The organism is Halotolerantifilum yawarlongkerapense (genome assembly GCF_054506745.1).
The window spans coordinates 2,568,241-2,583,161 of sequence record NZ_CP199719.1 but is presented as its reverse complement, the minus strand read 5'-3'; the positions used below and the strand labels follow the sequence as shown (position 1 = coordinate 2,583,161).

The window sequence follows — 14,921 nt, the reverse complement described above, 5'->3', positions numbered from 1 at the left end:
ACCCGTGGCTTCAGTCGTGGGATGAACCTGTGGACTTTGTCCTAGAGTCACTGATAAACTAAATATGAACATATATTCTCATAAAATCTTTGCAAGGAGGTGGTTTTTTGTTAAAGCATAAGGCGTACAAATTCAGAATCTATCCTGACAACGCTCAAAAAGAGCAGATCGCAAAGACAATCGGCTGTAGTCGATGCATCTTCAATCACTTCCTGAGCGAGTGGGAAACTGCTTACAAAACCACCGGAGAAGGGTTAACCCAGACTATTTGTTCAGGACAACTACCCTCCCTCAAGAAAGAACTACCTTGGCTAAAGGACCCCGATTCCATCGCCCTTCAAGCGTCAATTGAAAACCTCCAGGATGCCTTTGATCGTTTCTTTAAAGGAGAAAATGGACATCCTCGGTTCAAGAGCAAGAAAAACCCCGTCCAGTCCTACAAGACAAAACACACAAACGGAAACATTGAGGTAGTGGGCAACAAAATTAAACTCCCGAAACTTGGTTGGGTGAAGTGCGCCAAAAGCCGCGAGGTTGAAGGGCGGATCATTCATGCTACCGTCCGCAGAAATGCTGCGAACAAGCATTTTGTTTCAATTCTTTGTGAAGTCGCCATCGCGCCTTTAGAAAAGACGGGTTCTTCTGTTGGGATCGACCTCGGATTAAAGGATTTCGCCATTCTTTCCGATGGAACGGTCTATGACAACCCAAAATTCTTCCGCTCGCTAGAGAAAAAGCTAGCTAAAGAACAGCGCATTCTTTCTCGCAGAAAAGAGCGAGCGAAAAAAGAGGGACGGAAACTGTCCGAAGCGAAGAACTATCAAAAGCAAAAGCGAAAGGTTTCTCTTCTTCACGAGAAAATTAGGAACAGACGCGAAGACTACCTCCATAAGCTTTCCACCGATATCGTCAAAAACCACGACGTGATCGGCATCGAAGATCTTCACCTAAAAGGCATGGTGAAGAACAAAAAACTTTCGAAGGCGATTTCCGAGGCAAGCTGGGGGCTTTTCCGCGCCATGCTCGAGTACAAAGCAGACTGGTACGGTAAAACCGTAGTAAAAGTTGCCCGGAATTTCCCTTCAAGCCAGCTCTGTTCACCATGCGGGTACAAGAACAAAGCCGTTAAAGATCTCTCTGTGAGAACATGGACATGCCCTGACTGCGGGACCACTCACGACAGAGACGTTAACGCAAGCATGAATCTTCAAATCGAAGCCGAACGGCTTCTAACCGTTGGGACCACGGGGCTAGCCTAATTAACAACTGCCCGTTAGGGCGGTTTTCCTAGGAATCTTGGCACTTCAGTGCCGAGTTGTTCAAAGGGTCGCGCCTCTGGCCCAAATCACATTGGGGTGTTCTTCCAAACGCTCCAGACAGCTCTCGGGTGCCTCGTCATCGATGTTCAGAAGCATCATGGCCCGCTCGCCCAGTTTCGTGCGGCCCAGTTGCATGGTCGCGATATTGACCTTCTCCTCGCCGAGCACAGAGCCCACGTGACCGATCATCCCCGGCACATCGATGTTTTCCAACACGATCATGTGTTTTTCCGGTATGAGGTCCACTTCGAAACCATCGAAAGACACGATCCGCCCCTGGCGTTTCGTCGACAGGTTGCCGCCCAGCGTGAAGGTGCCGGATCGCGACTGCATCACGACGCGCAGGTACTCCGTGTACCCATCGTAGAAATCATCCACCTTTTTCTCCCGCACGGCGATCCCCCGGCTTTCCGCGATGGTCATGGCGTTGATGTAATTCACGCGATGGGAGATGATCGTCTCCAAGAATCCTTTCATAAAGGCGATACCGATCATACCCGTCTCCCGTTTGGCGAGCTCACCGAAGTACTCGATCTTGACCATCTCGATCGGTTCCTCTTTGATCTGATAGTAGAGTTTACCCAACTTCTCCGCCAGATCAATATAGGGTTGAATCTGTTCGAGTTCGTCCCTGTGCAGTGAAGGTAGGTTCACGGCATTGGGAACGATGCTTCCGTCGAGGGCGGCAATGACCTGGTCGACTACTGTCATGCCCACGTTTCGTTGTGCTTCATCCGTGCTCGCCCCCAGGTGAGGCGTGACGATCACTTGCTCGAGCGACAGGAGTTCCCCATTGCGAGAAGGCTCCTGCTCGTGCACGTCGATTCCCGCGCTCGCGATGATCCCTTCCTGGATCCCCTGGACGATGGCGGCTTCTTCAATGATTCCGCCTCTGGCCACGTTGGCCATACGCACCCCTTTTTTCATCAGAGGTAAGTGGCCCGAATGAATCATGTGAAAGGTCTCCTTGTTCTTCGGCGTGTGAACCGTGAGGTAATCCGACGTCCGGATCAGATCTTCCAGCTTCTCGTAGCGTTCAACACCCAAGCGTTTGAACCGCTCATCACTGATATAGGGGTCGTAACCGACGACACGCATGCCAAAAGCTTGCATGCGCCGACATACCAAGGAGCCGATCCGGCCCAGACCCACGATACCCAGCGTCTTTTGATAGAGTTCCGTTCCTTTGAAACGATTTCTCTCCCAGCCACCATCCTTGAGAAAAGCGTTGGCCCCGCACACATGACGCGACTGTGCCAAGAGCAGGGTCACCGTCAACTCCGCAGCCGACATGGTGTTCGACTCCGGTGTGTTGGCCACAACAATTCCCCGCCTGGTAGCCTCGGCAATGTCGATGTTATCCGTCCCGTTGCCCGCACGACCGACGACCTTCAACTTCTTGGCATGGGCCATCAGCTCAGCATCCACGCCAGTGGCGCTGCGCACGATGAGGCCATCGCAATCGGCTACCTTCTCGAGTTGTTCCTCCCGGCTCAAGCCATAGGCTACCTGGACCTCAAGATGTTCCTCCAGTTTGCGAATAGCCGCATCATCGATTCGTTCTGCAATCCATACTTTCTTCACAATCCTACCCCCTTCAAAAAAAACAGAAAGACCCCACGTCAAAGGACGGGGAGTCTACCGTGGTGCCACCTTTATTCACGAGGAGTTTCCCTCGTCTCTCATCCCGATAACGGTGGACGCCCGGATCGACTTTTCTTCGATCGGCTCACGGGTGGATTCATCACGACTCCAATCCACCGGTTCTCAACCCTCCCGGTTTTCTGTAGAATCTTATCGCAACTACTGGTCCGCTCATAGCCTCTGATTCGTTAAATTTGAAGCAATTGTAATATCTTTTCGGACACTTGTCAACGGTTGGCGTACAGGAACTTCTATGAAAAGCTTTTCCTTTTTCCAATGTTCTGATTCTTAAGAAAACCTTAAACTTTCACTAGGGTTTTCTTTCATTCGGTACAGGAGCAGAAGACCCGTGATATGATGAGTGCGAAATTTGTAAGAAGGAGGTCGCGGCAAATGATCCGATCAAAAGGTACTAACGGCATGGGAACCGAAGGGGGCGATCAACCCCTTTCCCTCAGGAGAGCAGGTCCGCTCGCCATCGACCGCACGCGTTCGAGCGTCTTGAAAGCAGGACGGACCATCGCCCTACGACCGAAAGAGTTTGAAATCCTGGATTTTCTCGCCAAACATCCGGGACGCATCTTCTCAAAGGAAGAGCTCTTCACCAGAGTCTGGGGCATGGATTACCTGGGTGATGACAACACCATCATGGTGCACATACGCAGGTTGCGTGTGAAAATTGAGGAGGACCCTTCGAACCCACAGCTGATCGAAACCCTGTGGGGGCGTGGATACCGCCTGAATATCTCCTGAAAAAAGCAACAGGACCATCGATCGCCGATGGTCCTGTTGCTTTTTTTGTTGATCAGCGGATGAAATGGGTGAACACCTTGCGTGCTTTCTCCGGTGCTTCTGTCTGTGAGGTGGCTTGTTGCTCCAACAGGAAGTGCACCTGCTTACCGAGCACCTCCATGATCTGTACGCCCTCTTTATCTTCAAGCACTTCCCCGGGGCTGCGACCATGGATCACGTTCCAATAGTTGGAACCCGGCACCATCATCTCGGAATACAGGAGGTAGTGGTTCAGCTGGTTGAAAGCCGTCACGCCACCTGAGCGTCTCACGGCAACAAGCCCCGCCCCCACCTTGTGGCGGAAGAGGTTTCCATTGTTGCCTGCCACATAAAAGACCCTGTCCAAAAAGGACTTCATAGTCCCTGCTACCCCAGCATAATGCACGGGAGATCCCAGGATAATCGCATCGGCTTCTTTCATCAGCTGAATGGCGTCGTTCACCGGATCTTCGGTGACAACACAGCGCTCGTCACGATTCCTTGCGCAGGCGTTACAGGCCAGGCACCCCTGGATCTTCTGGTCTCCCACATGATGGATTTCTATCTCGACACCCTCGGCTTCGAGTACATCTGCCACGAGCTTGAGCGCGTGGTGGGTATTTCCTTCTTTTTTCGGACTACCGTTAAACAATGCAACTTTCATAAGATCCTCCTCATTTTCTTTGTATACCACCATTCTATCAGAAAAACAACCGGTGCAACACCTGATTCCGGTCGATGGAAACATGGTATACTTATGAAAAAGGAGGGAGCCATGTTTCCACACCTACAGAAGACCTACAAAAAAATCACCGCATCGCTCATCACGCTTTACGCGGCCCTCATGCCCTTTATCTTTGTTCCTGCTTACACTACCTCCGTGTACTTCGGCGACGGCTACACGATGCCGAAGGCTCTGTTCCTCTACAGTTTTGTCATCGCCATCCTGATCGTCTACGGAATCGGGAGGTTGTCCGCGGGGGATCGAGACGAAGCTTGGTTCACACTACCGGTGGGACTCATGTTTCTCCTCCTCGCCCTGAGCACTTTGCTGACCCCCTACCCTGATCTCGTTTTTTACGGGAATTTTCGGCGTCTCGAGGGATTCCTGACCCTTTTCAGTTATCTTGTCTTGCTCTATACGGCCCACAAGACCTTCGACCGTCAGGATGCAGAGCAACTCGTCAGGCTACTGATCTTCTGTGCCCTGCCCATCGCGGTCTATGGGCTCCTCCAGTACTATGGCGTGGAACCTTTTCCGCTGGATTATTGGAAGAGCCGAGGGAGCCGCAGCGCTATTGTGACCATTGGGAACCGGAACATGACCGGCACCTACGCCGCACTGGTCTTATCTCTGGCCATCGCGCGCTACCTGGGGAAGCCAAAACCGATCAATCTGGTCGCCGCCGCTCTCCTCTTCGCCCTCCTCGTGGCAGCGATGACGCGGGGTGTATGGCTGGGAATTTTCGTTTCTGCTCTCCTGACGATTTGGGTTTTCAGAGACTTCGCCAAAGAACACAAGAAACAGATCCTCGTGTTGGTGATTGTTTTCTCGCTGATCTTCGTGTTCATGTCCTTCGACCAGTACCTCTTGAACCGGCTCTTCAGTCTGACCGCAGAGATGGACAACCTATTGACCGATCGCGCGGCCTTGGGGTCGGGGCGTGGGACCATCTACAGACACACCGTCCCCCTGCTCAAGGACTACCTGCTCATAGGCAGCGGTCCGGAGACTTTCCAGGAAGTCTTCGACCAAGAAGCCTGGTACGCCTTTCGAGAGAGCAGGACCACATATGTGGACCGCGCCCATTCTGAGCCCCTCCACATGTGGGTGACCCTGGGCTTCCCCTATCTGGCAGCCTACTTCTTCCTCGTGTGGATCACACTGAAAAAACGAAAGGAGCATTTCGGCAATGACCCCTTTCTCCTCGGACTCTTCTTTGCCGTTCTGACCTATCTCGTGCAGTCGATGTTCAACATCAGCGTGCTCAGCGTGGCGCCACTGTACTACATCTTGCTGGGGCTTCCGGTTTTCTCCCCAGCGAAGGAAGAAACGGACCTCATTCCATAATCGATGAGGTCCGTTTCTTAAGGGGTGAACAGGTTATCGGTCGTGGAATTTTCCGGCGACGGAAAAGTTTCCGAAGAAACCACCGGTATGGATAAAGAGCAATCGTGTCTCCGGCGCGATTTCCCCTGCGTCGATCATCCGGTAAAGGGCCGCCAGGGCCTTGCCCGTGTACACGGTATCGAAAAGGAATCCCTTCTCCCTAGCCATGCGGCGGATCTCTTCGAGATCACCTGGATTCGATTGCCCGTACCCGTCTCCGACAAATCGATTGTCTACGGTCAGCCGCCCCTTCCCGTTTGACGGCAGACCGATCGCTTCGATCAGGGCGTTCACCTTGGCCACACCATCTACCGTAGCGTCATAGATATTGATCCCCAGAATCCGATGATCGGTCCCGTGGGCATCCGCCCCCATGACCAGGCCTGCGTGTGTTCCGCCAGATCCCAGGGCGGCTACGATCAGATCGAAAGGGGCCTCCATCTCGGACTCCTGCTCTAGAATTTCTTCGAAGGCCTCAGCGTATCCGTAGAGGCCCACTCCTCGCGAACCCCCCTCGGGGATCACGTAGGCGGAGTCCCCCGAACGCTCGATTTCAGCAGCCCAATCCATCATCAGGGCCTCTCGTTTGTTCCGGTAATCATCGGCGCCGCAGAAACGGATCTCGGCGCCGGCCAAGTGATCGATCAGGAGATTGCCCTGGGCTAGCTCTTGTTCCCTTCCCCGGAGAAGAAGATGTGGCACCATTCCGATGCGTCTGGCCGCTAGCGCCGTCGCTCGCGCGTGATTCGACTGGGTACCACCGCAGGTGATCACGTCCGTGGCTCCCGCGCGTTGTGCTTCCGCGAGTAGGTACTCCAGCTTTCTGACCTTGTTACCGGAGAGTCCGAATTCCGTCAGATCATCCGCTTTCAGATAGAGTTTGACGCCTTTGTAGGCATCGAGTGGATAGATCGGTGTCTTTAACCTGGCCAGATGGATTTTTTCGGGGTAGTGTAACGTACTCTGCATGGATCATCGCCTCCTTGTGTACCCTCCCATTATAACAAATGATCCGCGTCTAGTGCCCTGCGACCGGAGAACGTGGTAAACTTAAGGTATTCGTCCTGAGGAGGTGTTGATTTTGAAGCAAGTCTCGATTCTACTGCTCGTCCTGTTCATGCTTTTGTACCTGACCACGGCTACTGTCGTTGCCGATGTGAACCCCGCCTCCTTGGTGGACCAGGAGAAAGCGATCTTACAAGAGCTTTTTGAAAAAAAGCAGATCATCGAAACGACGCTCCGTCGCATCGAAATCACGGAAGAACGGATCGAAGCAGAAGCAGAACAGCTCCTCGCGATCGACGAGAAGCTCGCGGAAAACCAAGCGCACATTGCAAGCGACCAGAAAACCCTCTCCTTACTTCTCGCCACTTATCAGAAACAGGGGATGACCTCGTGGCTCGAGCTACTGCTCTCCTCCGAGAGCCCCAGGGATTTCCTCTCTCGGCTGAATCTCTTCGGGGAACTTCTCACCGGAACCCGGGAGACGATGCAAAACCTCACATCACGTCAAAGCGAGATGGAAACAATACGAGAGGAGCAAAAATCGCGACTCCTTCGTCTCGAGGTGGAAAGACAGACGCTCGTCGCCGACATGGAGGCGCTCGAGACCAGTCGAGCGGAGTTAGAAGCACAGCTGACCTCGCTCCGTCAAGAGCGCTTGTTCTTTGAAGAGCGTCTGATGCGTCTAGAGGCCGCACGAGCCGATGCGATGGCGGATTTCGAACGGTTGGCAGAAGCCTTCCCCGGCCTGCTCACCACAGGGACCCTGCCATCAGATAGCATCAGCCAGCGCTTGACCCTCGGCGGCCTTGAGGCCAGCGTCACCGCGGAGGGCTTCAACACCCTGCTGGCCGATCGGCAGGATCTCCCCCCTTCGCAGGTCCGCTTCGAAGAGGACAGCCTGATCCTCTTCTTTCCCGATCATGATTTACTACTCTCCGGGGAACTGGAGGTCAACGGCCCAACCGAGCTCATTTGGTCCGTCACAGGAGGCGAGCTCGCCGGCTACCCGCTCTTCTCCGAGCATCTCCTTCAGATGGAAGGAAGGCAGCTCAGCCTCGATCTCTCTCCCCTCATCTCACCCCATGAACTCAAGGCGATTACCATATCAGAAGAAACACTCCAGCTCTTACTGCGTTTGAAGCTTTTCTAGGGAGGCTACTATGATCGAAAGCAACGCACTCTCGCTTACTTATGCCGATGGCACGGAGGCCCTGCGTGATGTGAACCTAAGGATTCCCCACGGATCTCTCGTTTACATCGTTGGTGCCAGTGGCTCGGGCAAGACCAGTCTGTTGAAACTGCTCATGGGGATAGAAACACCCAGCTCCGGCCTCCTCAAGGTCGACGGATTCCCCATGGGTCACCTCACAAGGGATGGCAAACAAAAACTGCGCCAGCGCATCGGCCCCATCTTCCAGGGCTTCCGTTTGATCCCCGGCAAAACAGCGCTTGAGAATGTCCTCATCGGTCTCCGATTTCTGGACCTCTCCCACAAGGCCATGTTGGGTGCAGCACAGGAGGCGCTCAATGCCGTCGGCCTTTCCAACAAGGAACAGGTGGACGTGTCCAAGCTTTCCTTCGGTCAAGCACAGCGCGTGGCCATCGCCCGCGCCGTGGCGAGGGGCCCGCGGTTGATCTTGGCCGATGAACCCACGGGTAATCTCGACCATGACAATGCGCGTAAGATCCTGAGTCTGCTGGAGGCTTTTCACTCGGAAGACACCACCGTGGTGATCACCACCCACGCCACCCACCTCATCGCCCCCGACCTCGGGGCCACGATCCTGACGGTCGCCGACGGCAGGGTCACCACTGGAAGTGAGGTGACGACACCATGAGAAAATTCCTCCACAATCTTCCCTACTTCTTGAAGGAGGCCCTCTCCCTCTACCGTCGTGAACCCCTCGCCCATTTTTTAGCCATCTTGAGCGTCGCACTGATCTTTACCCTCGTCTCCACCGGATTGATCGTTTCGGGAGTCACCGAGGGACTGGTCGATTTTCTCGTCGGAGAAGCCACCTTCCATGTTTTCTATGAAGAGGGCCAGGGCGAGAACCTCTACAAGGAACTCCTGTCGATTGAAGGGGTTGCCGCGGTGAACAGGGTCGATGCTGAGGAAGCGGCGCAGAAGATGCGAGACCTCCTGGGGCAGGAGCATGAGGTGCTCTCCATGCTCGACACAAATCCCTTTAGCGCCTTTCTCGAGGTGGAGATCGCCCTCGATCGCAGGGGTGCACTGTACGATGAAATCCTGGCCCTCTCCGGGGTCTCCAGCCTTCGTGACAATCGAAAGGCCCTCGACTCCCTAGAGCGCATCGCATCGAGTGCCAATAGCATCACCACCGCCCTTGTCACTGGAATCACGTTGATCGCCGTTGTCCTGATCAGTCATTTGATCCGCGTGGGTTTTCACGATCACCGCGAGACCATCGATACCCTCCGTTTGCTGGGTGCTCCCGAGACCTTTGTCGCCATCCCCTTCTTCGTCGATGCCCTGTCCATCGCTCTTCTGGGGACAATACTGGCGCTGATGGCTTCCGAACTCGTGATTGGCCCGACGCTCCAGGGTCTCCTCGGCCCCCTGCCCTTTCTACCCCCCACCCTGTTCAGGGCATCGACGGGGCAGCTCTGGCAACAGCTGCTTCCACTCTCCCTGCTGCTTGGCCTCGGTGGATCGGGTTTCGGTTATCTCACGGCCAAAAAAGATTAAATCCTCCGGAGTCTTCTCCAGAGGATTTTTTCATGCCGTCCTTTCGACGGTTTCACTACCGATAGAATCGAGCAGGGGCATCAGTCCGTCCATGTGCAGGATGCTCAGGTGGTGGAGGGCTCTCGTCATGGCCACGTAGAGAAGTTTGGTCTCCACGGTGCTGCCAGCGTATGCCGCCTCGACGGCAGCGATGATCACCGCGTCAAACTCCAGGCCCTTGGCCAAGTGCACGGGTACGATGGTCACCCCGGCACCATAATGGTCCATCTCGCCCGTCAGGATGGCCAGATCCGCGTCCATTCGTTTCTCCAACTGACGCTTGACCTTCTTGGCCTCGGCTTCATTTTTCACCAGCACTGCCACCGAGGCGTAGGTACCGTCGAGGTAAACGATCCGCTCGGCCAGGTCATCGTAAAGAGCGGTCTTCTTCACATAAGCTTCAACCAGAGGCTTCTCACCGTGTCGGATGACGGGCTTCGCAGGCACCAATCCCTCGTCATCCAGAGTGACGATCACTGCGTTGGCCAGGTTCATGATTTCAACGGTCGTACGGTAACTACGTTCTAGCGTCATGAACTGAGCCCGGTCACCGAAGACCTCCGCCATCATCTCCTGCCAGTTCTCGATACCGCGGTGGGCGTGGATCCCCTGGGAGAGATCGCCGAGGAGGGTCAACTTTTCTGTCTTGTAGATGGTCTTGAGCATGTAGAATTCGAAGGTGCTGAAGTCCTGTGCTTCGTCCACCACAATGCTGTTGATCTCCAGATCGGCATCGAAGCCCATCAACCGGTGCCGCAGGTACAGAAGACCGGCCACATCCTCGCGCTCGATCCGCTTGCGGTCGAGTTGGGCGACTAGGACCTCCCTTAGGAGCGAGACGATCTCCTCCGGATGATCGGCGGTGGCGATGAAATTCCGGTAGAGGGCCAACAGATCTGAGGTGGGAAACCACTTCATGTAACGCTTGACGGCCGTACGCGCCTCTTTTTCGATTTCTACGATCATCTCATCCCGCTTTTTCATGAGGTGGAGGATAATCCGCCGCCGCTCTTCCGATGGCTCTTGGTCGAAGCGCAGTTGATCGATCTTGTTGTTGAACGCCTCCTTCGTACGCTTCAAGATCTCCTTTTTCCTCATCTTCAGGTGGTTCTTCAGTGCTTTCGAGACTTCCTCCGCACGTTTGAAGAGGGGCAGATGTTGGGTCTCCTCGCGGATCAGTCGCTCGATTTTTTCTGCGCTGACCAGCACTTCACCCGCCAAGGTAAAATCTTCTGAAGGGGGGTAAGCTTCTTCCACTTGATCGACATAGGTATCGATCAGCTCCTTGAAGGCCATGGAACCGCGGTATGAGGATACCCGCCGAAGCATTTTCTCCTCCTCGATGGATAAATGTCCATCGAGAAAGTCCGTGAGCTTTTTCCCCTCATCGATCAGCTTGAAGCACTTTCCAAGCAGTTCAGTTGTAAGGGAGGCAAAGGTCGTTTGCTTCACCCGCTCGACGCCCAGTTCCGGAAGCACGTTCCGGATGTAATCGAGAAAGAGATTGTTCGGCGCCAGAATCATGAAGTTCTCGGGTAAAAAGGTCTTTTCGTACAGGTAGATGAAATAGGCGATCCGATGCAGCGCGATGGTGGTCTTTCCGCTACCGGCTGCCCCCTGGACCACCAGCGGTGCCGTCATATCGGCCCGGATCACGCGATTTTGCTCCGCCTGGATCGTCGAGGCGATGTCCTTGAGCTTGTCCTCGGCATTGGCATCGAGCGACGCCTGGAGAAAGGCGTCGTTCGTGGTGATATCCACATCGAAGATGGACTGGATCCCCCCCTCTTCGACGGTGATCTGGCGCTTCAAGAGCAGTTCGCCCGTCTGCATCCCGCCCTCGGCCCTGTAGGTCGTCTCACCGAGCCGACCCTCGTAATACAGATTGGCTACGGGCGACCGCCAGTCCACGATCATAGGGAGCTCGTCCTCCGCCCGGTAGAGGGAAACCTTGCCGATGTAGAGTTTCTCCGGTGCATCCGATCCTTTTCGCCTGAAGTCGATGCGCGCGAAGTACGGCTTCCTCCTCACCTTTCGATACGCATCGAAATTCCGATCGGCCATTTCCATGAACTTCGTATTGATCAGGATGCTGATGTAGCTCTGGGAGCTGTCCAGATAGTCCAAGTTCACCATGGCATCGCGGATGTTGTCCTTGTAGGAAGCGCGGTATTGTTCCGTCGCCTCCAGCATCTTTTCAATGTAGGCCATGGTCTCATCGAGCCGAGCGACCTCTTCTTTGTAATCCACGTGTTTTCTTACAGACATATTTTACGCCTCATTCCTTGCTTCTTCCGGTTCTTTCGGGTGTGGAGCCAAAAATGCTGCTAAACTGCCCAGTGCCGGGAACAAGAGGAAGAGGGTCAAGATTTCGCTGTACCCTCCGAAAGAATCCCGGGCAATCCCCAGGGGAAGCGGCCCGAGGGCCGAACCGATGACCACGGCGGTCATCGTGATTCCCCGGATGCTCCCCAGGTACTTCCTTCCGTAATAGTTGGGCCAAAGGACACCCGTGCTCACTGAGTCCGTCGCCATGAAAAGACCCATGAGCACGGCGTAGACCACAAGGTGCCAGCGAGACCCACCGATCAGCAGAAGACCTACGGCTGCGAAGTACAGGAGGTAGTTGATCCCCTTGACATGGTGGACCTGAAAGCGGTCCACGATCTGACCGGCGACAAAGGTCATGGGAAACTGCACCATGGCCGTAATGCTGAGCAGGAGAGCGGCAAAGGCATTGGTAAAGCCCTTGTCTCCAATAATCGAGAGCAGGTGAAAGGTGATGCCGGTGTTCACCATCGAGGGAATCACCATGCAGAGGAGCATAAGCCAGAAGGATCTGGTCCCCATGGCCTCTTTGACCGTCCAGGGGTACTCGGAGGCTTTCACACGCGGCGTGGAAAATTTCAAATGCACCCCATCTTCCGATGCTTTCCGTCCATCGGGAATCTCATCGATCTCCTCTGGTTTGTCCTTCACGAAAAAGTAGGCGGCCGGCACCATGACTCCGAAAAGCAAGCTTGCCCAGACCCGCCAAGCAAAAGCGGCAGAAAAGCTCGCGATCATCCAGTTGTTCAGAGGCGGGAGCACAGAGGAGCTGATCACAATGCCCAGCGACATGAGGCTGAGGGCTCGGCCCCTCGTCCGTGTGAACCACTGGGGAACCAGGGTTTGCGGCAAGAGCGTCATGGACCCCTGCCCCAAGAGGCGGAGGAACAAAAATCCGACGAACAACATCCAGGGAGCCGAGATGAAACTCATCCAGAGAGCGGTGAGACCGAGCAAGGCCCCCACAACGGACATCATGATCCGGTGGCCTCGCGTATCGATGGCCCGCCCCACCATAGGTAGCGTCAAGCCAGCCGTCAGCGTCGCAACTGAATAGTAACCGGATACAAGGGCCCGGCTCCACCCGAACTGTTCGATATAGGTATCGATAAAGATCGAGATGGAGAAAGTCTGCCCGGGTCCCGAGAAAAAGAGCCCCAGGGCCGAAAGGGCCACGATGATCCAACCGTAGAAAAGTCCCCCCCGGTTCTTACTATTTGCATTTGATCGATAGTTTCTCATACTTCCGTCCCTCCATCATAGCAGTAAAACGTCCTTCCCATTCTATTGGAAAAACCGTTAAAAAACAAGAAGATAGCGTTTTCTAATCGCAAACGAGCGACCCATGAGAAAAGCGCCCCGAATGGGACGCTACTTTTGTTCTACGAACTGAATCTTCACCCCATCGGGATCCTGGATAAAGAAGAAACCGATGTGAGGATTCGGGTAGAAAGGTCCACTGTGCAGGGCAACGCCGGCCTTCTCAAGCTCTGCCTTTTTCTCGTCTAGGCTGGCCACTTCAAAACCCAGGGTGATGCCCTCCGTCGCGGGGTAGGTTTCACCGGGTCGAGCGATCAGCTCCACCTCGGTGCCACCTTCCGTTCCGAGAAAGGCAAACTCCCCTCCGTCCGGTGTCTTGAACTGTCGGTTCACTTCCAAACCCAAATGTGCTTTGTAAAAAGCCAACGAAGTTTCCATGTCTCTCACGTGCAAAGTCGTCCATAAATATTTCGTCATCGTCTGCTCCTTTACTTGTACTGACCCTTCAGTAGGTCCCCCAGGCGTTTCATGCCCACTTCAATCTGATCGGGTGTCACCCCTCCAAAACTGAGCCGCATGGTATTGAGTCCCTTATCGCCACCCTCGGCATAGAAGCCAGCACCGGCCACGTAGGCCACACCGCTTTTCACGGCCTCGGTCAGGAGGGTTCTGGTGTCGATTCCCTCTGGCAGCTCCACCCAGCAGAAAAGACCGCCATCTGGATCTGTCCTTTTGGTCCCCTCGGGGAAGTAACGATCGATGGCTCGCATCATGGCATCGCGACGGACGCGGTAGAGATCGCACAAGCGTGCGTGGTGGTCCGGATAACGCCCTTCCCTGAAAAAAGTACTCATGATCATCTGCGGCAAGACCGCTGTATGGGAGTTGGTCGCGGATTTCGCATTGAAGAGCTTGTCCATGATCTCTTTCTCTGCTACCACATAGCCCAGGCGGCTTCCGGGTGAAAAAATCTTAGAGAAGCTATTGGCCAGGAGCGTGTGCCCCGTCCGATCGAAGGACTTGATCGTGGGTAGATCCTCCCCGAGATAGCGGATGTCCCGGTAGGGATCGTCCTCAAGAATCATCACATCGTACTGACCGCCCAGCTCGGCGATGCGTTTTCTGCGTTCAGTGGAGAGCGTGATGCCGGTGGGATTTTGAAAGGTTGGGATCACATAGACCATCTTGGGATCGTAGGCCTGAATCTTGGCCTCTAGATCATCGGTCCTCATCCCGTCTCCATCCATCTCCACGGGGATCAGCTTGGCCCCGAACATCTCGAAAATCTCCACGGCGTGCACAAAGGTCGGTGATTCGACCAAGATCACATCGCCCGGATCAATGTAGACCTGGCACAGGAGGTTCAGTCCCTCGAGGCCTCCGCTGGTGATCAACACCTGTTCGTGCGTCACATCAAGCCCCTTGAGTCGCAGCAGGTAGGTCACCACGTCTTCCCGCAGCGGTTCGTATCCCATCACGCCACCGTACTGCAGGGCCTCCACTCCTTTTCCCGGCGTCCTCAAGATCTCCTGGCTGATCTCTCGAACGGCTTCCACGGGGAGTGCCTCTGCAGCGGGAGCACCGCCGCTAAATGAAATGATGTTGGGATCGGTCATCGCACTGAAAAGCGATCGAATAACCGAAGCCGTCTCCTCCATCTGCGCCATGCGCTTTGCATATCGCGCCATCGCCACCACATCCTTCCTCACTGGTCTTTCGACATGCGAACCAACTT

The 14,921-nt window shown here is 54.6% G+C and carries 13 protein-coding genes and 1 other annotated feature; of the genes, 6 read left to right on the top strand and 7 right to left on the bottom strand.

Translation table 11 applies throughout. From position 1 onward, the window contains the following. Positions 1-107 precede the first annotated feature (107 nt). Positions 108-1,259 (top strand): IS200/IS605 family element RNA-guided endonuclease TnpB, encoded by a 1,152-nt coding sequence (gene tnpB, locus ACULM0_RS12680; RefSeq protein ID WP_463677904.1) that lies wholly within the window; start codon positions 108-110, stop codon positions 1,257-1,259. Positions 1,260-1,319: 60 nt separating this feature from the next. Here tnpB and serA read toward each other — a convergent pair whose 3' ends face one another. Then, a complete protein-coding gene (serA, locus tag ACULM0_RS12675; protein ID WP_463677903.1) occupies positions 1,320-2,903 on the bottom strand; it encodes a phosphoglycerate dehydrogenase in 1,584 nt (527 codons plus the stop codon). 38 nt (positions 2,904-2,941) lie between these two features. After that, positions 2,942-3,147: a binding site (T-box leader), on the bottom strand. Positions 3,148-3,356: 209 nt separating this feature from the next. On the opposite strand from serA, the gene ACULM0_RS12670 reads away from it, so the two are divergent. After that, positions 3,357-3,716 (top strand): winged helix-turn-helix domain-containing protein, encoded by a 360-nt coding sequence (locus ACULM0_RS12670; protein ID WP_463677902.1) that lies wholly within the window; start codon positions 3,357-3,359, stop codon positions 3,714-3,716. A 52-nt stretch (positions 3,717-3,768) separates the two neighbouring features. On the opposite strand, the gene ACULM0_RS12665 is transcribed toward ACULM0_RS12670, so the two are convergent. After that, on the bottom strand, positions 3,769-4,398 hold the full coding sequence (locus ACULM0_RS12665) for a flavodoxin family protein (protein ID WP_463677901.1): 630 nt from the start codon (positions 4,396-4,398) through the stop codon (positions 3,769-3,771). Positions 4,399-4,509: 111 nt separating this feature from the next. Between ACULM0_RS12665 and ACULM0_RS12660 the strand changes: the two genes are divergently transcribed. Continuing rightward, positions 4,510-5,805, top strand: a complete 1,296-nt coding sequence (locus ACULM0_RS12660; RefSeq protein ID WP_463677900.1) for an O-antigen ligase family protein — start codon at positions 4,510-4,512, stop codon at positions 5,803-5,805. Positions 5,806-5,838: 33 nt separating this feature from the next. Here ACULM0_RS12660 and ACULM0_RS12655 read toward each other — a convergent pair whose 3' ends face one another. Further along, the gene (locus ACULM0_RS12655; protein WP_463677899.1) at positions 5,839-6,813 is read right to left on the bottom strand and encodes a 1-aminocyclopropane-1-carboxylate deaminase/D-cysteine desulfhydrase; all 975 of its coding nucleotides are present in this window, start codon (positions 6,811-6,813) and stop codon (positions 5,839-5,841) included. Between the two features lie 112 nt (positions 6,814-6,925). Here ACULM0_RS12655 and ACULM0_RS12650 point away from each other — a divergent pair, with 112 nt between their 5' ends. From ACULM0_RS12650 to ACULM0_RS12640, 3 genes are read left to right on the top strand one after another with little or no spacing between them, the layout of a single operon-like run. Next, the gene (locus ACULM0_RS12650) at positions 6,926-7,999 is read left to right on the top strand and encodes a coiled-coil domain-containing protein (protein ID WP_463677898.1); all 1,074 of its coding nucleotides are present in this window, start codon (positions 6,926-6,928) and stop codon (positions 7,997-7,999) included. Positions 8,000-8,009: 10 nt separating this feature from the next. Then, a complete protein-coding gene (locus ACULM0_RS12645) occupies positions 8,010-8,687 on the top strand; it encodes a cell division ATP-binding protein FtsE (protein ID WP_463677897.1) in 678 nt (225 codons plus the stop codon). Beyond that, positions 8,684-9,559 (top strand): cell division protein FtsX, encoded by an 876-nt coding sequence (locus ACULM0_RS12640; RefSeq protein ID WP_463677896.1) that lies wholly within the window; start codon positions 8,684-8,686, stop codon positions 9,557-9,559. Before ACULM0_RS12645 ends, ACULM0_RS12640 begins: the two co-directional genes overlap by 4 nt. A gap of 30 nt (positions 9,560-9,589) precedes the next feature. Here the strand turns inward: ACULM0_RS12640 and helD are convergent, their stop codons facing one another. The 4 genes from helD to ACULM0_RS12620 form a co-directional block, all read right to left on the bottom strand. After that, positions 9,590-11,866, bottom strand: a complete 2,277-nt coding sequence (helD, locus tag ACULM0_RS12635; RefSeq protein WP_463677895.1) for an RNA polymerase recycling motor HelD — start codon at positions 11,864-11,866, stop codon at positions 9,590-9,592. A 3-nt stretch (positions 11,867-11,869) separates the two neighbouring features. Then, the gene (locus tag ACULM0_RS12630; protein WP_463677894.1) at positions 11,870-13,168 is read right to left on the bottom strand and encodes an MFS transporter; all 1,299 of its coding nucleotides are present in this window, start codon (positions 13,166-13,168) and stop codon (positions 11,870-11,872) included. 129 nt (positions 13,169-13,297) lie between these two features. Continuing rightward, positions 13,298-13,663 (bottom strand): VOC family protein, encoded by a 366-nt coding sequence (locus ACULM0_RS12625; RefSeq protein ID WP_463677893.1) that lies wholly within the window; start codon positions 13,661-13,663, stop codon positions 13,298-13,300. Positions 13,664-13,674: 11 nt separating this feature from the next. Further along, complete coding sequence (locus tag ACULM0_RS12620; protein WP_463677892.1) at positions 13,675-14,874, bottom strand: aminotransferase-like domain-containing protein; 1,200 nt, start codon at positions 14,872-14,874, stop codon at positions 13,675-13,677. Between the last annotated feature and the right edge of the window lie 47 nt (positions 14,875-14,921).